The sequence below is a fragment of the Micromonospora jinlongensis genome (assembly GCF_013410645.1).
Lineage (GTDB): Bacteria > Actinomycetota > Actinomycetes > Mycobacteriales > Micromonosporaceae > Micromonospora > Micromonospora zamorensis.
The window spans coordinates 3692023-3710885 of record NZ_JACCHK010000001.1; the positions used below are offsets into that span (position 1 = coordinate 3692023).

Here is an 18863-nt window from a genome sequence, read left to right on the forward strand (position 1 = left end):
CCGAGGTCGGCTCGGCGGGCAGGTTCCCCGCCGACGGGCGGAGGGGTCAGTTCCCGGCGAGGCCGGCGAGGGCGGCGACGGCGGTGTCCGGGTGGTCGCTGAAGACGCCGTCCAGGCCCAGGCCGAGGAAGAGTTCGTACTCGGCGGTGATATCGCCGCGCGCGTTGGGGTCGGTGCCGATCCGGAAGTCCACCGGGAGGAACTGGTTCTCCGCGCGGAACGTCCAGGAGTGCACGAGCAGCCGCTCACGGTGCGCGTCGCGCACGACGTTTGTGGGGGCGAGCAGGGCGCCGGCGGCGTCCCGGGGCACGAGCAGGTTCTTGTTCGCCCCGATGCCGTCGGCGTACCCGGCGATCCACTTCAGCCCGGCGGGCGTGACGAGGTCCTGGTAGCTGCGGGTGTCACCGGCGACGGTGAAGTCGTACGGGCGGCCGGCGGCGTCGAGCAGTTGGACCAGCTTCACGTCGGTGATCCGGCTCAGCCGTCGCAGGTTGGCCGTCTCGAACGACTGGATGAAGACTGGCGAGTTCCTGCGGTCCAGCTTGTTCTGCCGCAGCACCCGCAGCAGCGGCTCCTCCAGCGGCAGGCCGATCGACGTGAAGTAGGTCGGGTGCTTGGTCTCCGGGTAGATGCCGATGGTGCGGCCCCGTGTCCGCCCTTCGGTCCTGGCCAGGTCGATGACCTCCTGGAGGGTGGGCACCTCGAAGCGGCCGTCGAACGCGGTGTTCGCCACGCGGACCTGCGGCAGTCGCTCCTTGGCCCGCAGCGTCTTCAGCTCGGCCACTGTGAAGTCCTCGGTGAACCAGCCGGTCACGGCGACACCGTCGATGGTCTTCGTCGCCCTGCGGGCCGCGAACTCCGGGTGCGTCGACACGTCGGTGGTGCCGGAGATCTCGTTCTCGTGCCGGGCGACCAGGACGCCGTCGGAGGTGGACACCAGGTCGGGCTCGATGTAGTCGGCGCCCATCCGGATCGCCAGCCGGTACGCCTCCAGGGTGTGTTCCGGCCGGTAGCCGCTGGCACCTCGGTGACCGATCACGATCGGCCGGTCGTTCGCCCGGGTGCGGTCCGCGCCGACCGAGGGCTCGGCGGCGGCGATGGTGGGCACGGCCATGGCGGCGGCGGCGAGCAGCACGCCGGCCAGGCCGAGGGTCGAAAGGGTACGTCGCAACGCCGTCTCCTGTCGTGGGGGTGAGCCGCTTCAGCAGACCGCCCCGGATTGGCCGGCAGTTGGTCGAGGGTTGGCCGGGAGGTGAATCTCCGGAATGAGCGTTCCCGCTCCGGGCGACGGGCGGGAAAGGAAGATTGTCTGGTGCGCCGGTTTTTCCGCAACCCCGTGCGGCTGGTGCCGCTGGGGTTCCTGGTGCCGATCCTGCTGGGTACCGGGCTGCTGATGACCCGCTGGTCGACCATCGAGCATCAGCGCCCGCCCCTGGTCACCGCGTTGTTCACCGCCACGTCGGCGGTGTCGGTGACGGGGATGGCGATCAACGACACCCCCAACTACTGGTCCGGCGCCGGCCTTCTGGTGATTACCTTGCTGACTCAGCTCGGTGGTCTCGGCATCCTCACCGCGGCGGCGCTGGTCATCCTGGTGGTCTCACGCCAGCTTGGCCTGCGCAACCGGCTGCTGGTGCAGGCCGAGACGGCGGAGTTCGGCATCGGTGACGTGGGTCGGCTGCTGCGCCGAATCGCGATCACGGTCTTCGCCTGCGAGGCCGTGATGACCGCTGTGGTCGCCGGCCGCCTCTGGTGGGCGTACGACTATCCGCCCGGGCGGGCCCTGTGGTCGGGCGTGTTCCACTCCGTCCAGGCATTCAACAACGGTGGTTTCGCGCTCTACACCGAGGGTCTGCTGGCCTTCGACCGTGATCCGTGGGTGTCGCTGCCGCTGGCGTTCGGGGCCATCGTCGGCGGACTGGGGTTTCCCGCCCTGTTCGAGGCCGTCCGGGAATGGCGCAAGCCGGTGGGGTGGGCGGTGGCCACCAAGCTGACCATCTGGGGCAGCATCGCCCTGCTGCTGATCGGTTTCCTCGGACTGCTCGCCTCCGAGTGGACCAACGCCAGCACCATCGGCTCGTACGACGCCGGGGGCAAGGTGCTCGCGTCGTTCACCCAGATCGCGTTGAGTCGCACCGGCGGCTTCAGCGTGCTGGACATCGCCGCCCTCCAGGAGGAGAGCTACCCACTGCTGATCGTGCTGATGTTCATCGGCGGCGGCAGTGCCAGCACGGCCGGCGGCATCAAGGTGTCCACGTTCTTCCTGCTCGCGTTCACCATCTGGGCGGAGTTGCGCGGCGAGCCCGACGTGACGGTCGGGCACCGCCGGGTGGCCACCGCGAGTCAGCGGCAGGCCGTGACCGTGGCCCTGCTCAGCGTCGCGTTGGTGACCGCCGGGACCATGCTCCTGCTGCTGCTCACCGAGGGTGCGCGGTTCGTCGCGGCCCTGTTCGAGGTCACCTCCGCGTTCAGCACCACCGGGCTCACCGTCGGTCTGGCCGGCGAGCTGCCGGCCAGCGGCCAGCTGGTGCTGACCGTGCTGATGTTCATCGGCCGGGTCGGGCCGCTCACCCTCGGGTCGGCGATCGCCCTGAACACCCGGCGCAGGCTCTACCGCTACCCCCAGGAACAACCCATTGTCGGCTAGGAGCGAGGAGGGTCGAGGTGTCGGCGAGACGATCGGACGGCGGGGGCATCGTGGTGATCGGGTTGGGTCGCTTCGGCTGCCATCTGGCCGCGTCGCTCACCCGGATGGACCACGACGTGCTGGCCGTCGACCGCAACCCGGATCAGGCGCAGCGCTTCTCCGCCCAGCTCGACCGGGTGGTCCAGGCCGACTCGACCGAGGAGGGTGCGCTGCGACAGCTCGGCATCACCAGCTTCGACCGGGCGGTGGTGGCCATCGGGGCGTCGGTGGAGGCGAGCGTCCTCACCGTGCTGGCGTTGGTCGAGCTGGGTGTGCCGCAGATCTGGGCACGCGCCACCTCGCAGAAACACGCCAAGATCCTGTCGTCGGTGGGCGCGCATCACGTGATCTTCCCGGAGGCGGAGACCGGCGAGCGGGTGGCGCACCTGATCGTCAGCCGGCTGCTCGACTTCATCGAGTTCGACGACGACTTCGCCATCGCCACCGTCCGGGTGCCGGAGTCGCTCGTCGGGCGCACCCTGCTCGACCTGCGTCCGGAGGAGCGTTCCGGGGTCCGGGTGATCGGCGCGAAGGCGCCCGGTGAGCGTTTCCGCTACGCCTCGGACGACACGGCGTTGGCGCAGGGTGGGCTGCTGGTGGTGGAGGGTGGGATCGACCAGGTGCAACGGTTCGCGGGACGACGCTGAACGGCGTCATTTCTTGCCGCCATTCCCCTTCCCCTTACCCTTGGTCACTTTCCCGCTTTTCCCGAACCACCACCCGACCCCTTGCCCTTGCCGGGCTTCTCAGGCTTGGCCTTCGTCGCGCCACTGCCCGAGCTGGAGCCACCCGGACCCTGGCCGCCGCCGGCTGTCGCCGCCTTCGGCGGGGCCTTGGGCGGGGCCTTCGGCAGGGTCTTCGCCGTGGTGGCCGCTGTGCTCGGCGGGGCGGTGGACGCCGTGCTGCCGGCCACCCCGGAGACGCGTACGCCGCAGGTCACGTCGCCGAGCCGGAACTCGACCGGCAGCGGGTTCGCCCCGCTGTACTTTCCGGTGAGGGTGAGCTTCTCGGCCGCGCCGGGCGCCAGCGTGGTGCGCTCGGCCACCGGCCGGACCAGCACGGTGCTGCCGTGCTGCTGCACCGGCGCGGGCTCCGCCTTCGTGACGGTCTGCTGACCGGGGAAGGTGAAACTCATCGCCCAGTCCCGCAGCTCACTCTCACCGGTGTTGGTCAACGTCAGCTCGGCGGCGAAGTCGGTGCCGGAGTCCGTGCGCAGCGCGTACGCCACCTCGCACGGCACCTTCGCCGGCAGGCCCATCCGGGCCTCGGTGGTCGGCCGGCCCTCACCGCTGGCCGGGGTACGCGAGGTGAACCCCCACATGACGCCGGTGACCGCGATCAGCCCGACGGCAGCCACCCCGGCCTCCACCCGCCGACGACGGCCCACCCGCTGGCGCACCCGCTGGTCCCGTTGGCGGGTACGGGATATCGGCAACGCGTCAGTCTCCGCCGACCAGGGCAGGATCGTGGTGCCCGCGCTGGCGAGCGCGGCCGGGTCCAGCGGCCCTCCGGCCGGCGAGACCGGCACCGCCGCCAGCATCCCGGCCGCGTCGGCGAGGGTCCGGGCCACCTCGCCGGTCGCCGGCCGGTCTGCGGGTTGCTTGGCCAGGCAGCGCCGCACCAGGTCGGTCACCTCGTCGGGCAGCCCCCGCACCTCCGGCATCGGATCCGGGTCGGTGTACATGTGCGCCCGCAACATCTGGGTGGTGGTGCTGGCCTGCCACGGCAACCGGCCGGTGAGCATCCGGTAGAGCAGCAGCCCGACGGCGTACACGTCAGTGGCCGGGGAGACCTGACCGTTGTCCAGCCGTTCCGGGGCGAGGTACGCGGGAGTGCCCAGCAGCGCGCCGTCCGGCCCCTTCTCGCTCTCACCCACCAGCGCGGAGATGCCGAAGTCGACAACCTTGACCCCGGTCGACGTGAGCATCACGTTGCCCGGGGTCACGTCACGATGCACCACACCGCGGGCGTGCGCGGTGGCCAGCGCCGAGCTGACCTCCGCGCCGATGGTCACCGCCTCCCGCCACGGAAGCTGGCTCTCCCGGCCCAGCCGGCTGGCCAGCGAGGCGCCGTCGACCAGTTCCATCACCACGTACGGCACGGTCAGACCGACCTGCTCGGACTCGCCGTAGTCGTACACGTTGGTGATGTTGGGGTGGCAGAGCCGCGCGGCGGCCTGCGCCTCGATCCGGATCCGGTGGCGGAAGGCCCGGTCGCTGGCCAACCGGGAGGCCAGCACCTTCACCGCGACCTGGCGGCCGAGCACCTCGTCGTACCCGCGCCAGACCACCGACATCCCGCCCGCGCCGAGCTGCTCGATCAGCCGGTACCGCTGATCGAGCAGTTGCGCGCCCTTTCGGTCCCCACCACCCATGGTGTGCGTTGTTGCCCACAACCCACCGACCTACACCCCGAGGATCGGAATCGGTCAGGATTGTCACTCGTTCAGGCGGTCGCCAGCAGTTGGTCCACCGGGGCGTAGTCGTCGGTCAGCACCATCGCCTCACCGACGAAATCCGTCAGCGCCGCGCCGGACAGCAGGCTGACCTTGGGGTCCACCTCGCCCAGTCGGGTGCGGACGGCTTCCAGCGGCAGCGGCGCATCGGAGCCGACGATGAGGAAGTTGGAACCCTGCTGCTCGGCGAGCGCCTCCGGCGGCGCGATCAGGGCGACGTGCCGGAACTCGGCCGCCACGGTGGCCAGCTCGGCGCGGATGAACCGCAGCGGCGGGTAGTCGATGACGTTCTGCACGTACACGCCGCCGGGGCGGGTGACCCGCCGGACCTCGGCGGCCATCTCCCGGGTGGCCAGGTGCCAGGGCACCACCAGGTGACCGAAGGCGTCACCGACCACCAGGTCACGGCTGTCCGTCGGCTCGCCGACGACCAGCATCCGGGCGTCGCCCACCACCGTCCGCAGCTCCGGCCCCGGGCGTACGCCCAACTCCCGCTCGCCCAGCTCGACCAGCCCGCCGTCGATCTCGAACACGACGTTCCCGGTGCCCGGCCGGGTCGCGGTCAGGTAGGTCGGCACGGTGAACCCGCCGCCGCCCAGGTGCAGCGCGTCCAGCCGCTGGCCGGCCGGCGCGGCGACGTCGGCGACCGCGCCGATCCACTTCGTGTACGCGTACTCCAGGTGCTTCGGGTCGGCGAGGTCCACGTACGAGTGCTGGGCCGAGTTGAGCAACAGCGTCCGTCCGGTGGGCCGGTCCGGATCGGAGGTGACCCGGGCGCAGTGGTACGCCGTCTCGATGTCGCACGGGTTCGGCGCCACGGTGGTCAGCCCTGCCCCGACCAGGCCGAGCACGGCCAGCGCGGCCCGGGTCCGGGCCGGACCGGGCAGCTCGGTGGGCTCCTGCCGGCGCAGGTACCAGCCGAGGCCGAGGCCGACCAGCCCGAGCGCGACCGCGAGGGTCAGCAGGATGACGGTGCTGCGCAGCGCGGCGACCAGCACGAAGCCGGTGAGCAGGGTGGCGGTGATGCCGCCCAGCGTGCCGATCCCGGAGAGTCGACCGACCACCTGGCCGGTGCGGCGCAGATCGGCGAGCTGGAGCTTCACGACCAGCGGCGTGACCGCCGCCAGCAACGCGGCCGGCACGAACACGGCCAGCGCCACCAGCAGCAGGATCGCGCTGGCCGCACCGCCCCGCAGCACCTCACCGGCGTACCGGACGACGGGCAGGGTGATCGCGGTGGCGATGCCGGCCAGCACCAGCGCCGGTGCCAGCAGGCCACGCGGGTTGCGCCGGTCGGCCAGCCAACCACCGGACCAGGCCCCGTACGCGATCGCGGCCAACGCGATGCCGATCACCGAGCTGGTCACCTGAAGGGTCACCCCGACGTAGGGGCCCACCAGGCGCAGCGCGACGGTTTCCAGCACCAGCACGGCGCCGCTGGAGAAGAAGACCAGGAAGGCGGCCAGGCCGTTGGGCAGCGCCCGGCCGGTGACCGCAACGGGCGGGGCCGAGGACGCCGGCGGGGCCGCTACGTCGGACGGTGGGGTGCTCATCGTCGCGATGGTACGCAGCGAAGCTGGTGCTCCGGGTCAGTACATCGAGAGATGAACATGGTTCGTGTGGGATGCGGCGGGGCTGCCGCTGCCGCTGTACGAACGCCACCCCGTGCCGGGGTGCCAGATCTGCCGGTACCAGATGACGTAGAGCACGCCGAGACGGTCGGCGTTGCGCACGTGCCAGGCGGCGAGGCTGTCACCGTACGCCTTGTCGCCACCGGTCGCGTTGCGGTCCTCGAAGCCGTTCGTGGCGGCCGCGAAGTCGCAGGCGCGCCCCTTCGGGTGCTCGCCGCCACCGCCCTCGCGCTTACAGGAGACGTGCCGCTTGTAGCCGGCCGCCTGGGTTTCCTTGAGCGCGTTCAGGGTGCGCGGGGTGATGCAGCCGGAGGTGGTCGGGTCCTTCACCGAGCACGACTCCGACGGCCAGGACCCGTCGGAGTTGCGCGGGGCCGGCTTCGCCGAGGTGGAACTGCCGCCGCTGAAACCGTTGCTGCTGCCCGAGCTGACCTCGGCGAGAGCCGCCTCGGCCTCCTTCTTCTTCTTCGCCATCACGGCGAGCTGCTTCTGCTGCTCACGGACCTCGGCGTCGATGGCGACCTTGGCCTGCTGCGCCTGCTCCCGGGTCTCGACGAGGTCACGCAGCCGCTTGCTGTCCCGCTGGGCCATCATGTCGAGGTCGCTGACGCGTTCCAGGAACGCCTGCGGTGTGCTGGTGTTGAGCAGCATGGTCGCCGGAGTGAGCCGGCCGACCCGGTACGACTGGGCGGCCACCTCGCCAACCTGGGCGCTCAGCCCGACCAGTCGACCCTCGACCGCCGCCAGCTCGCCGGTCAGCGCCGTCTGGCGACGCTTGGAGTTGTCCAGTTTGGCCTTCGCCTCGATGTGCCCCTTGGCGGTCAGCTCCAACGCGTCCTGCAGCTTCTTGCTGCCCCCCTCGCCGGGCTCCGCGTACGCGGGCACGGCGGCACCGCCGAGCACCAGCGCGACGGCGGCGAGCAGAGCGAACAGACTGCGGCGACCGAGCCGCGGGCGGAGCATGGTCCTGGGCACGAAAGCGTCCTTCCGTCGACCGCCGGCCCCCGGTGAACCACTGCGCGGCGGCGTCCCCGCCGGCGCCGGTCGGCGGCCTGCTGGCGGAGACCGCCGGTCACGATACCGGACTGTGGGCTGCTGACCATCCCCCTGACCGCCGGGCCGCCCAGATGTCGACAGAGCGTTCCAGCGCCATCGCGCAGCGCGTCCAGACGCCTCGCGCAGCGTCCGGATCAGGGGCTGAGCAGGGCGTCGCGTACCTCGTCCCAGATCTGCTCGTTGGCCGCGACGAGCAGCCCGCGGCCGTCGTCGGAGGGGTGGTAGTCGGCGCCGTCGAACCTGCGGGCGACGCCACCGGCCGCGCGGACCAGCAGGGTGCCTGGAGCGTGGTCCCACGGCAGGGTGCGCCAGAAGAGGACGAACTGCTGCTCACCGGTGAGGATGTCCAGGTATTCGCGGCCGGCGCAGTGCTGGCCGGGCAGCAGCTCACCGAGGCGTTGACCGCCGGCGCGGACCCGGTCCCGGATCTCCGACGGCAGGAACTTGGTCATCGCCGCGCCACGCAGCTCGCCGAGCGGCGGCAGCGAGGCGGTGGTGTCGACCGGGCGGCCGTTGAGCAGGGTGCCGTCGTCCGCCGAGCCGACGGCGAGGGTGTCGGCGAGCGGGTCGAGGATCCAGCCGGCGTTCGGCCGTCCGTCGGTCAGCAGCGCCACCATCAGGGCGAACGGCCGGCGACCAGCGGCGAAGTTGGCGGTGCCGTCGACCGGGTCGACCAACCAGACGTCCCCGCCGTCGCCCAGGTGGCGCAGCAGCGCCGGGTCGTCGGCGACGCCCTCCTCGCCGACCACCATCGAGCCCGGACGCAGTCGACGCAACCCCGCCGACAGCAGCTCCTCGGCCCGCTGGTCGGCGACGGTGACCACCTCACCGGGCGCCTTCTCCGACACGTCGGCGTCGTCGAGCTTGCGGAACAGTGGCAGCACGACCTGGTCGGCGGCCTCCCGGAGCAGGTCGCCAACGTCGTCGAGCAGGGTGTCAGCCACGCGGCGGCAACTTGACCACGCTGACGAAGAACTCGTCGATCTGACGGACCACCGAGATGAAGCGCTCGAAGTCCACCGGCTTGGTCACGTAGGCGTTGGCGTGCAGCTGGTAGCTGCGCAGGATGTCCTCGTCGGCTTGCGAGGTGGTGAGCACCACGACCGGGATCCGGCGCAGGTCCTCGTCCTTCTTGATCTCTTCCAGCACCTCCCGGCCGTCGCGGCGGGGCAGGTTGAGGTCGAGCAGGATCAGGTCCGGCGTCACCGCGTCGGCGTACTGGCCTTCCTGCCGCAGGTAGGCGAGCGCCTCGGCGCCGTCGGAGACGACGGTCAGCCGGTTACGCAGCTTGTGCTCCTCGAACGCCTCCTGGGTCATCAACACGTCACCCGGGTCGTCCTCCACGAGCAGGACCTCGATCGGGCTCTTGCCATCCGCCGGCGCGGTCATCCCACCGTCTCCCTCATGTCACCCGTTCTACCGCCTTCCGGCGCCCCGTCGGCCCGGTCCGGCCGGTCCGGCCCTCCCGACTGCTCCGCCGGCTCTGCCGGATCCTCGTTCGAGGCCGTCGTGTCGCCCGCGGCCAGAGCCGGCGGCTCCTCCGGCGAGTCGACAGCGGCAGCCGCCTGCACGTCCGCCGGAAGTGCCGGCAGGGTGAAGCGGATCGCGGTGCCCTCCGGTACGTCGGTGTCCACCCAGACCCGGCCACCGTGGTATTCGACGATCTTCTTGACGATGGCCAGCCCGATCCCGGTGCCCGGGTACGCGTCCTTCGAGTGCAGCCGCTGGAAGATCACGAAGATCTTGTCGGCGAACTCCGGCTCGATCCCGATGCCGTTGTCCTGGCAGCTGATCTCCCACTCGGCGCCCACCAACCGGGCCGAGATGTGCACCTTGGGCGCGACGTCCGCGCGCCGGAACTTGATCGAGTTGCTGACCAGGTTGGCCAGCAGGTTGGTGAGCAGCGGTTCCTCACCCGAGATCACCGGCAGGTCGGTCCAGGTCAGCTCGGCGTCGGCGTACTGCCGCGCGGCCTCGGTCTGGCCGGCCACGTCGCCCATCACCTTGTTGAGGTCGACCTCGACGAAACCGGTGGTGAGCCGGCCGATCCGGGAGAACGCGAGCAGGTCGTTGATCAGGCGCTGCATGCGTTGCGCGCCGTCCACCGCGAAGGCGATGTACTGGTCGGCCCGCTCGTCGAGCTGCCCGGCATAGCGGCGCTGGAGCAACTGGCAGAAGCTGGCCACCTTGCGCAGCGGCTCCTGGAGGTCGTGCGAAGCCACGTACGCGAACTGCTCCAGGTCACGGTTGGACCGGGTCAGCTCCTCGGCCTGCTTCTGGAGCTGACTGTTGACCCACTCGATGCGCTCGCGGGCAGCCCGCACCTCGGCCAGGTCGGCGGCGATCTTCTGACGCATCGCGTCCACGTCCTCGCCGAGTTGGATGAACTCCGGCGGGCCGACGGTGGCGATGCGGTGCTGGTAGTCGCCCTCGGCGACCTCGCGGACCTGGATGGCCAGGCCGGTCAGTGGCCGGACCACCATCCGGTCCAGCGACAGCAGCAGGACCGCACCGGCCACGACCACCACCAGTGCGGCCACGATCAGCAGGACGACCAGCACGTTGCTGCTGGTGCGCACGTTCCTCGCGGTCTGTTCCCGGGCGGCCAGGACCTCCTCCTGGAGGTCGTTGACCGCCGTGCGCACGTCGTCGAACTGCTGCCGGGCACCTTCGGTGACCAGTGCCTGGCCCGCGCTGGTGCCGCTCCGCTCGGTGGTGGCGATCACCGGCTCGGCGACCGACTGCCGCCACTGCGCGATGCGGTCCTCCACGGTCCGCAGCTCCTGGCTGATCTGCGGATAGTTGTCCAGGAGCGTCCGCATCGAGGCGACGACGCTCTTTTCCTGGGCGAGCCCTTCCCGATAGGGGGTCAGGTCGTCCTGATCACCGCTGACCGCGTAGCCGCGGATCGCCGTCTCCTGGTCGAGCAGCGCGTTGAGCAACTCCTGGGACTGCACCCGCAACGGGCCGGTCTCGTTCAGGACGGCGTCGATCTGGGTGCGGTTGCGGGCGGCCATCGCCGCCTCCGCGCCGGCCAGGGCGATCAACAGGAAGCCCACGACGGTGAGCAGGCTGATGACCCGGCGGCGCAGACTCCAGCCGCCGACCACCGGCCTCACCGGCCACCGCCCCGGCTGACCAGCAGCATGGCCACGTCGTCGGCGAGCGCGCCACCGTTGAGCCGCTCGGCCCGGCCGACCAGCCAGGCCGGCAGCTCGGGCAGCGACACCGACCGGTTGGTGGGCTCGTCGAGCAGGCCGGTCAGCCCCGGCACGTCGAGGCGTTCGTTGCCCGCTCCCACCCGCCCCTCGATGAGGCCGTCGGTGTACATCAGCAGGGACCAGTCATCGGTGTCGAACTCCAGGTCGTAGGCGATCGGCCGGCGGGGTCGTACGCCCAGCAGTCGGCCGCCGGGCGCGGGCACCGGGGCGACCCGGCCGCCGGAGAGCAGCAGAGGCGGCGGGTGCCCGGCGAGTCGGACGGTGGCCCGGTTGGCGTCCAGGTCAAGTCTCGTGGTGGCCACCGTCGCGAAGATCTCCTGGAGGCGGCGCTCACTCATCAACACCTGCTCCAGCGCGGGCAGCACCTCGTCGTCCGGCACTCCGGCGAGCACCAGGGCCCGCCAGGCCACCCGCAGTTCCACACCGAGCGCGGCCTCGTCCACCCCGTGCCCGCAGACGTCACCGACGATGAGGTCGATGCGGTCCGGGCGGGTCTGCACCACGTCGAAGAAGTCCCCGCCGATCAACGCGGCGTGCCGGCCGGGCCGGTAGAAGGTGTGCACCGCCACCTGGTCGGTCGTCATCAGCGGCTGGGGCAGCAGGCCGCGCTCGAGTCGCGCCGACTCGGCCTGGCGCAACTCGACCTCGCGCAGCCGCCGGGCGTTCTCGTCGGCGCGCTTACGCTCCACGGCGTAGCGCAGCGCCCGGGTCAGCAGCACCCCGTCGACCTGACCCTTGACCAGGTAGTCCTGTGCGCCCTCGGCGACCGCCACGACGCCCAGGTGCTCGTCCGAGCGGCCGGTCAGCACACAGACCGCTGCGCCGCTGGACATCTCCAGCACCTGGCGCAGCCCATCCAGCCCCTGCGCGTCAGGCAGGCCCAGGTCGAGCAGGACGCAGTCGACGTCGGCGATCCGCTGCCGCGCCTCCCGGAGGCTGGTGGCGACCATCAGGTCGATCATCGAGTTCGTCTCGGCGAGCAGCTCGCCGACCAGGAAGGCGTCGCCCTCGTCGTCCTCCACCAGCAGCACCCGCAACCGCTCGCCCGGTGGCAGATTGGCGTGCCGCGCCAGACCGCCGTGCGGGTACGGCACTACTGGGGAACCGGTCAGACCGGCTCCCCGGGTCGGCCGGGTCACCGCCGCGAGGCGCGGGAGTTCGCTGGTGATGTCGGGCTCCTTCCGAGTGCCCTGCTGATCCTGTATTAGACAACGGTCGCACACAACACGATGGCTCCGGCGCGGGCGGGGATGGGCCTCATCACTGCCCGTCGGATGACAAACCGGGCGGGCGGTCGATGGAGGGCCTACCGGCCGTCCCATCGGTGGCCGCTGACGGGCAGGATGGTGCCACCCCAGGCCCCACCACCCCCCGAGGAGTTCCCGTGGGCGCACCCACCACCCCGGCCACGACGGGCACGCCGGCCCGTCCGGCTCCAGGCGTACCCCCTGCCGACCGGGCCCTGACGCGACCTCGCCGGCGGCTCCTGGCCGCCGCTGCGGCTCTGGTCGCGCTGGCCGCCGTCGGCGCCGGCAGCCTGCTCGACCTGCGCACCCCGGCACCGAAGCCGGCGGACGCGCCGGCGGGTGAGTTCAGCGCCAGCCGGGCGTACGAGGACGTCCAGGTGATCGCGGCCCGATCGCACGTTGCCGGCAGCCCGGCCAACGACCAGGTCCGCGCGCACCTCGAGCAGCAGTTGCGCGGCCTGGGCCTGGAGACCGAGGTGCAGGACACTGTGGCACCGGAGGCCGGCCAGCTCAGCGGGGCGGCGGGCGGGGCGACACTGGCGCGCGTGCGCAACGTGGTGGCCCGGCTGCCCGGCACCGACTCGACCGGTCGGGTCTTCCTGGCCGCCCACTACGACTCGGTGCAGACCGGGCCGGGTGGCAACGACGACGCCGCCGGCACCTCGGCCATCCTGGAGGTGGCCCGCGCGCTGACCACCGGCCCCCGACCGCGCAACGACATCGTCTTCGTGCTCACCGACGCCGAGGAGGCGTGCCTGTGCGGCGCGGCGGCGTTCGCCACCAGTCACCCGCTGGCCGCCGACGGCGGGGTGGTGCTCAACCTGGAGGCGCGGGGCTCCACCGGGCCGGTGATCATGTTCGAGACGTCCCGGAACAACGCGAAACTGGTGGACATCTTCGGCCGGGCCGCACCGCACCCGGTCGGCACCTCGTTCGCGGTGGAGATCTACCGGGCGCTGCCCAACGACACCGACTTCACCGCGTTCCTGGATCAGAAGTTCATCGGGCTGAACTCGGCGTACATCGACGGTGGCGCGATCTACCACACACCGTTGGACACCCCGGAGGCCATGAACCGGGGCAGCCTCCAGCAGCACGGAGACAACGCGCTGGGCCTGGCCCGGGAGTTCGGCGCGACCAACCTGACCGAGCTGCGCTCCGGGCACGACGCCACCTACTTCCCGGTCCCCGGCGGCCTCGTCCGTTACCCGGGCACGCTCACCCTGCCGCTTGCCCTGCTCGCGGTGGCGGCGGTGGCCGCACTGGGCTGGCTGACCCGTCGGCAGGGCCGGGCCAGCATCGGCCGGCTCGCCGCCGGCTTCGGGCTGGCCCTGGTGCCGATCGTGGTCGCGCCGGTCGCCGCCCAACTGCTCTGGCTGGCGATCACCACGATCCGACCGGGGTACGCGGAACTGCTCGACCCGTACCGGCCGATCTGGTACCGCCTGGCCGTCGTGGCGCTCGCCGCCGCCATCCTGTTCGCCTGGTACGCGCTGACCCGCCGCCGGATCGGCCCGGCCGCACTCGCGGTCGGCGGGCTGGCCTGGCTGGCGCTGCTCGGAGTGCTGCTCGCCGTGGCGGTGCCCGGCGGGGCGTACCTCACCACAGTGCCGGCGCTGGCCGGCGCCCTCGGTGGGCTGGTCGCGCTGCGTACCCGGCAGACCGGGCCGTGGCCGGTGGTGGCCGTGACCGCCGCCGCGGCCGTCGGTGTGGTCATCCTGCTGCCCACCGTGGTGCTGCTTTTCCCCGCGCTGGGGATGGGCATGGGCGGGGTTGCCGCGCTGGTCGCGGTGCTGCTCGGCCTGACCGCCCTGCCGGTGGTCGACCTGCTGCACCCGCAGGCCGGCGGCCAGCGCGGCCTGCTGGCGCTGCGGGCCCGACGGCTCGGCGTGCTCCCGGCCGCCGCCACGGCCGTGGCGGCGGTGGTGCTCGCCGGGGTCGGGCTGGGCGTCGACCGCTTCGACGCCGCCCATCCCGCGCCCACCCACCTGATGTACGCGATGGACGCCGGCACCGGCCAGGCCCGCTGGCTCAGCCACGAGAGTGACCCGCAGTCGTGGACGGACGGCTACGTGGACGGGACAGCCGACGTCGGCGACGACTTCCCCGGGCTCGGCGACGGTGAACTGCGGGCCGGGCCGGCACAGGCGGCGAACCTGCCGGCACCGAAGCTGGAGGTGGTGGCCGACACCACGTCTGGTGGTGAACGCACGCTGCGGTTGCGGCTCACCCCGCAGCGGGCCGCCCGGCTCGCCACCCTGCACGTCGACACGTCGACGGCCACCGTCCTGCGGGCCGAGGTCGCCGGACGGCCGGTGCCGGTGGAGCCCCGCGAGGGGAGGTGGGGCTTCGGGCTGGTGTTCCACGCCCCGCCCACCGAGGGCATCGAGGTCACGTTGACCCTGCGGCCCATCGCCGGGCAGGTGGCGTTGCGGGCCATGGACGCCAGCGACGGTCTGGACGCGCTGCCCGGCTTCCGCCCCCGGCCGCCGGCCGTCGGCGTGGTCGGATCGCACAGCTCCGAGATGCTGGCGGTGGCGCGCACCTACCCCTTCTGACGGGACGGGTCGTGGTCCGGCGGGGGTGCTACCCGCCGGACCCGCGTCCTTGCTCTGCACCCGCGGACGCACCACCTACCTACGGTGCCCGGTCAGTGCGGCGCGGCGGGCCCCAGGTCACTGGGGTCGGTGTTGCCGCCACAGACGATCACCGCCACTCGCTCTCCCGCCCGCGGCACGTACGCGCCGCCGACGAGCGCGGCCAGCGCCGCGGCGCCACCGAACTCGGCGGCGACCCTCAGCTCCGACCAGAGCAACCGACGCGCCCGCACCAGATCCTCGTCGCTGACCAGCACGGAGACCACCCCGGTCCGGCGGGCGGTGTCGAACGCGATGTCGCCGATCCGGCGGGCGCCCAGCGAGTCCGTGGCGATGCCGCCCACCTCGATGTCGACCGGCCCGCCCACCTTCAGCGCGGAGTGCAGGGTGGGGATCTGCTCGGGCTCGACGGCGACGACACGTACCGAGCCGTCGAACCAACCCGCGATGCCGGACACCAACCCGCCGCCGCCGACCGCCACCAGCACGGTGTCGATCCCGTCCACCTGCCGTTCCAGCTCCCGGCCGACGGTGCCCTGACCGGCCACCACCTCCGGCTGGTCGTACGCGTGCACGACCAACGCGCCGGTCTCGTCCGCCCGCTGCGTGCTCGCGGCCAACGCCTCGGCGTAGTGCTGACCCACCTGCCGCACCTGGGCACCCAGCCCGGCGAGCCGCTGAACCTTGACCGGCGAGGAGGTCACCGGCACGAAGACCTCCGCCGGCACGCCCAGCGACCGGGCCGCGTACGCGACGGCGAGGCCATGGTTGCCGCCGGACGCGGCGATCACCCCCGCCGGCGGCAGCGGCCCCTGGAGCATCCGGTTGAACGCGCCGCGCGGCTTGAACGAGCCGGTGTGCTGGTGCAGCTCCAACTTGAGGCTGAGCTGGCCGGGCACGCCCAGATCGGCGCCGTCGACAGCGATGACCGGGGTTTCCCGCACCCGCCCCTGCACCAGCGCGGCGGCCGCCTCGACGTCGCTTCTGTTCACCATGGGAAACGCCCTTCACTACGACCGTCGTCGGTGAGCCATCCTATGGAGCTTCGTCGGCCATCCTTCGCCGATGCCCTTCGCGTCAGTGGCCGGGGTCCGCCCACGTCAGCGCGGTGGATGGTCGCCGCGGTCGGCGGCGCGCCGCAGCCGGCGGTGTTCGGCGGTCACCACCCCCAGCAGGGCCAGGTCGAGCGCGACCACGGCGACCGCACCGAACTGGTTGACCGTGAAGTTGAAAACCTGCCCGAACAGCAGGTCGATCAGGAGGGCGAGCTTGAACAGCCGGAACGCATCGGGTCGGTTCGAGCGCAGCAGCCACGCCGCCCGCAGGCTGAGCACCGCGGTGACCAGGGCGGTGGCGGTGACACCCAGCACCGCGCCCCACTCGCGCTCCTGGTCCAGCTCTCCGGTCACGCCGTCCAGCAGCACCGCCACCATGATCAGGAACGGTTCCACCACCAGGTAGGCCACCACCAGCCAGACCAGCCAGCGCTGCCTGGTCGCCCAGACGGCGAGACGCCGGGCCCGGTCCATCGACCGCTGCCAGAACCCGGCCGGCGGCGGTTCCCGCCGGGGCAGGGTGTCCAGCAACTGCGCCATGGCCGCCTCGGTGGCCGACCCGGCGCCCCGCACGAGACGGCGTACCTCCGCCCGCCGCCGGTCGGTCAGACCGGCAGGCTGACCGCTGAGCACCACGTCCAACGCGTTGGCGGTGCGCTCCGCCGAGGTCAGCCGGGACCGGCCGGTACGCCCGCGTACCGCCTGGGTGAGCAGGACGAGCAGGGCGAACGCCACGTAGATGATGGCGGCTGCCGGGGCGTAGAAGTAGTCGGTGCCGGTGGTGACGAACTTGCCCACCTCGTCGATGAACAGCCCGAACCCGACGCCGCCGACCACCGCCCCGGCTGTTCGCGGCCCTTCGCCAAGGAAGACCAGCGGGATCCCCAGGCCGACCGCGAGCAGCAGGCCGCCCCAGAGCACGTGCGCGATGTGCAGTCCGCCGCCGCCGAGCTGCGGATAGTTGGTGGCCTCCAGGTACGCCCGCAAGGCCAGCACGGTGACCACGCCGGAGAGCACGAACGCCTGGAGGTGCGACGCCGCCTCGACCGCCCGGGCCGGCAGGCGGCGGCCCAGCCAACCGATTCCGGGGCGGCGGCGCGCCCGTCCACTTGACGTGTCCCGAGACCTGCTAGCCACGCGGATCCCTGCCCTCGTTGCTGCTCGTCACCGGTGGGACGTCGCAGGTCCACCGGCGCTACCCCCACGAGCAAACCACCGCCGGCGGCTGCGGCGCGCCGAACGCGGCTCGGTAGCTATTTCCAGCGGAAGTGCACGAAGAGCCGGCCGAAGTTCTTCGAGTCCTTCTCCACGCGGTGGTAGAGCTGCTTGACGTCCTTCTGGTCGAGGAACCGCAGCACGCGCTTCTTGAGCTGACCGGACCCCTTGCCGGGGATGATCTCGACGAGGGTGGCCTTCTTCGCCACCGCCTCGTCCATGATCCCGCGCAGCGCGCGGTCGATGTCCTGGCCCTTGTTGAAGATCTCGTGCAGGTCCAGCTTGAGCTTCATGCCGCAGTCCCCGGCCGGTCAGGTCCCATGTCCGCCATCCTAGGCACGTCCGGCACTCCACCCGCCGGACGACGGAGGGGCGGCCCCGAAGGACCGCCCCTGCCATGTCACCGGTCCACGCTCAGCGTGTGCCGCCCACCCGGGTCTCCACCCGCTCCAGCGCGATCCGGTAGTCGTCGTTGGTCGCGTACATCGCCGCCGCGATCCGCAGGTGCCGCAGCGCGTCGTTGTGCCGGTTGAGCCGCTCCAGCGTCCGACCGAGCACGTGGTGCGAGTAGTGGTCGCTCGGGTCCCGGTCGACCAGCTCCCGCAGGTGCTCCTCGGCGCGGTTGAGCTGCGCCGACTGGAAGTACGCCCGGGCCAGCAACTGCCGTACGGCCGTGTTGCCGGGTTCGGCGTCGATGATCGGCTCCAGCAGTCGGGCCGCTCCGCTCGGGTCACCGGTTTCAAAGAACATGGTCGCCCGCCGGTAGTCCGCCAGAAGATCCATCTGCCCCACCCCCTCGGGTCGCACCGTCACCTGTTCCGACGCTGGCACAACACCGGGCGTTTGGCGACTGTTCCCGGCAGTCGCGATCGGGTCAGTTGCGGCACCGAGAAGGTCAGGTGCGGGCGTCCCGGCGGCCGACGGAGAGCTCCCACGCGCGGACACCGCCGACGATCCCGGCGGTGTTCGGCACCACCACCACGTCGTCGCCCATCCGGGCCAGCTGCTCGGGCCGGATCAGCCGGGAGTTGCCCCCGCCCAGGTAGAGCCGGTCCCAGCGGAACACCGGGCGGAGCCCGTCGACCACCTGCCGGATCCGCCGGGACCAGAAGGCGTCGCCGAGCCGCCGGCGTTCCGGCTCACCCACGTACGTGTCGTAGGTGGTGCCCCACCGCACCGGCGCGTGCGACAGCTCCAGGTGCGGTGCGAGCACCCCGCCGTCGAAGAGCGCGCTGCCCAGCCCGGTGCCCAGGGTCAGCACCAGCTCGCAGCCGGTGCCGGCGACCACCCCGGCGCCGTGCACCTCGGCGTCGTTGAGCACCAGCGCCGGCACCCCGAACGCGTCCGCGAGGGCGCCCCGCGCGTCCCAGCCTGACCACTCGGCGAGCAGGTCCGGGTCGACGCGACTGCGGGGGCCGCTGCGGGTCACGTAGTGCGGCGTGGCGACCACCACCCCGTGCCGGATCATTCCGGGTACGCCGACGGTCAGCCGGTCCGCCGTTGGCAGGCGCCCGCCCAGATCGAGCAGGGTCCGGACGAAGAGCGCAGGCGGCAACGGGTACGGCGTGGGCACCCGCAACGGTCGGGCCCGCATCGTTCCCGCCTCGTCGAGCACGGAGGCCTTGATGCCTCCGCCGCCGCAGTCGATCGCGAGTGTGGTCACCACGTCGTTGAGTCTGCCCGCTGCCGGGCGCTCGTAT

Annotated in this window: 16 protein-coding genes; 3 read left to right on the forward strand and 13 right to left on the reverse strand. The window is 72.0% G+C overall.

All coding sequences use genetic code 11. From position 1 onward, the window contains the following. Nucleotides 1-46: 46 nt before the first annotated feature. On the reverse strand, nucleotides 47-1171 hold the full coding sequence (locus HNR22_RS16290) for a glycerophosphodiester phosphodiesterase (RefSeq protein WP_179781081.1): 1125 nt from the start codon (nucleotides 1169-1171) through the stop codon (nucleotides 47-49). A gap of 141 nt (nucleotides 1172-1312) precedes the next feature. Here HNR22_RS16290 and HNR22_RS16295 point away from each other — a divergent pair, with 141 nt between their 5' ends. Together HNR22_RS16295 and HNR22_RS16300 are read left to right on the forward strand one after the other, a co-directional pair. Continuing rightward, complete coding sequence (locus tag HNR22_RS16295; RefSeq protein ID WP_179781082.1) at nucleotides 1313-2647, forward strand: potassium transporter TrkG; 1335 nt, start codon at nucleotides 1313-1315, stop codon at nucleotides 2645-2647. Nucleotides 2648-2664: 17 nt separating this feature from the next. After that, nucleotides 2665-3333 carry a potassium channel family protein gene (locus tag HNR22_RS16300; protein WP_343059838.1) on the forward strand — a complete coding sequence of 223 codons (669 nt, stop codon included), beginning with the start codon at nucleotides 2665-2667 and terminating at the stop codon, nucleotides 3331-3333. Between the two features lie 44 nt (nucleotides 3334-3377). Here the strand turns inward: HNR22_RS16300 and HNR22_RS16305 are convergent, their stop codons facing one another. The 7 genes from HNR22_RS16305 to HNR22_RS16335 form a co-directional block, all read right to left on the reverse strand. Further along, nucleotides 3378-5060: a serine/threonine-protein kinase gene (locus HNR22_RS16305; RefSeq protein WP_179781083.1), complete on the reverse strand. Its 1683-nt coding sequence runs from the start codon at nucleotides 5058-5060 to the stop codon at nucleotides 3378-3380. 71 nt (nucleotides 5061-5131) lie between these two features. Beyond that, nucleotides 5132-6694: a fused MFS/spermidine synthase gene (locus HNR22_RS16310; protein WP_179781084.1), complete on the reverse strand. Its 1563-nt coding sequence runs from the start codon at nucleotides 6692-6694 to the stop codon at nucleotides 5132-5134. Between the two features lie 36 nt (nucleotides 6695-6730). Further along, nucleotides 6731-7735, reverse strand: coding sequence for a coiled-coil domain-containing protein (locus tag HNR22_RS16315; RefSeq protein WP_179783576.1), 1005 nt, complete (start codon nucleotides 7733-7735; stop codon nucleotides 6731-6733). A gap of 227 nt (nucleotides 7736-7962) precedes the next feature. Continuing rightward, nucleotides 7963-8772, reverse strand: a complete 810-nt coding sequence (locus HNR22_RS16320) for an inositol monophosphatase family protein (protein ID WP_179781085.1) — start codon at nucleotides 8770-8772, stop codon at nucleotides 7963-7965. Beyond that, complete coding sequence (locus tag HNR22_RS16325; RefSeq protein ID WP_179781086.1) at nucleotides 8765-9217, reverse strand: response regulator; 453 nt, start codon at nucleotides 9215-9217, stop codon at nucleotides 8765-8767. Before HNR22_RS16325 ends, HNR22_RS16320 begins: the two co-directional genes overlap by 8 nt. Continuing rightward, the gene (locus HNR22_RS16330; RefSeq protein ID WP_343059839.1) at nucleotides 9214-10947 is read right to left on the reverse strand and encodes a sensor histidine kinase; all 1734 of its coding nucleotides are present in this window, start codon (nucleotides 10945-10947) and stop codon (nucleotides 9214-9216) included. The genes HNR22_RS16325 and HNR22_RS16330 overlap by 4 nt, the downstream gene beginning before the upstream one ends. Beyond that, a complete protein-coding gene (locus tag HNR22_RS16335; protein WP_179781087.1) occupies nucleotides 10944-12143 on the reverse strand; it encodes a SpoIIE family protein phosphatase in 1200 nt (399 codons plus the stop codon). The genes HNR22_RS16330 and HNR22_RS16335 overlap by 4 nt, the downstream gene beginning before the upstream one ends. Nucleotides 12144-12433: 290 nt before the next feature. On the opposite strand from HNR22_RS16335, the gene HNR22_RS16340 reads away from it, so the two are divergent. Continuing rightward, entirely contained in the window at nucleotides 12434-14854 is a 2421-nt protein-coding gene (locus HNR22_RS16340; protein WP_425488059.1) for a M28 family peptidase, read from the forward strand. Nucleotides 14855-14946: 92 nt separating this feature from the next. Here the strand turns inward: HNR22_RS16340 and HNR22_RS16345 are convergent, their stop codons facing one another. From HNR22_RS16345 to HNR22_RS16365, 5 genes are all read right to left on the reverse strand, one after another. After that, on the reverse strand, nucleotides 14947-15888 hold the full coding sequence (locus tag HNR22_RS16345) for a threonine/serine dehydratase (RefSeq protein ID WP_179781088.1): 942 nt from the start codon (nucleotides 15886-15888) through the stop codon (nucleotides 14947-14949). A gap of 105 nt (nucleotides 15889-15993) precedes the next feature. Next, nucleotides 15994-17010 carry a hypothetical protein gene (locus HNR22_RS16350; protein ID WP_179783579.1) on the reverse strand — a complete coding sequence of 339 codons (1017 nt, stop codon included), beginning with the start codon at nucleotides 17008-17010 and terminating at the stop codon, nucleotides 15994-15996. 191 nt (nucleotides 17011-17201) lie between these two features. Then, the gene (locus HNR22_RS16355) at nucleotides 17202-17456 is read right to left on the reverse strand and encodes a Smr/MutS family protein (protein ID WP_007465523.1); all 255 of its coding nucleotides are present in this window, start codon (nucleotides 17454-17456) and stop codon (nucleotides 17202-17204) included. A 121-nt stretch (nucleotides 17457-17577) separates the two neighbouring features. Beyond that, complete coding sequence (locus tag HNR22_RS16360) at nucleotides 17578-17946, reverse strand: tetratricopeptide repeat protein (RefSeq protein WP_099848795.1); 369 nt, start codon at nucleotides 17944-17946, stop codon at nucleotides 17578-17580. A 112-nt stretch (nucleotides 17947-18058) separates the two neighbouring features. Then, nucleotides 18059-18829 (reverse strand): ROK family protein, encoded by a 771-nt coding sequence (locus tag HNR22_RS16365; protein WP_179781089.1) that lies wholly within the window; start codon nucleotides 18827-18829, stop codon nucleotides 18059-18061. Between the last annotated feature and the right edge of the window lie 34 nt (nucleotides 18830-18863).

Coding starts and splice junctions, on each gene's coding strand:
- HNR22_RS16305 (WP_179781083.1), bottom strand. CDS start 5,060: ATGGGTGGTGGGGACCGAAAGGGCGCGCAACTGCTCGATCAGCGGTAC.
- HNR22_RS16310 (WP_179781084.1), bottom strand. CDS start 6,694: ATGAGCACCCCACCGTCCGACGTAGCGGCCCCGCCGGCGTCCTCGGCC.
- HNR22_RS16315 (WP_179783576.1), bottom strand. CDS start 7,735: ATGCTCCGCCCGCGGCTCGGTCGCCGCAGTCTGTTCGCTCTGCTCGCC.
- HNR22_RS16325 (WP_179781086.1), bottom strand. CDS start 9,217: ATGACCGCGCCGGCGGATGGCAAGAGCCCGATCGAGGTCCTGCTCGTG.
- HNR22_RS16345 (WP_179781088.1), bottom strand. CDS start 15,888: ATGGTGAACAGAAGCGACGTCGAGGCGGCCGCCGCGCTGGTGCAGGGG.
- HNR22_RS16355 (WP_007465523.1), bottom strand. CDS start 17,456: ATGAAGCTCAAGCTGGACCTGCACGAGATCTTCAACAAGGGCCAGGAC.
- HNR22_RS16360 (WP_099848795.1), bottom strand. CDS start 17,946: ATGGATCTTCTGGCGGACTACCGGCGGGCGACCATGTTCTTTGAAACC.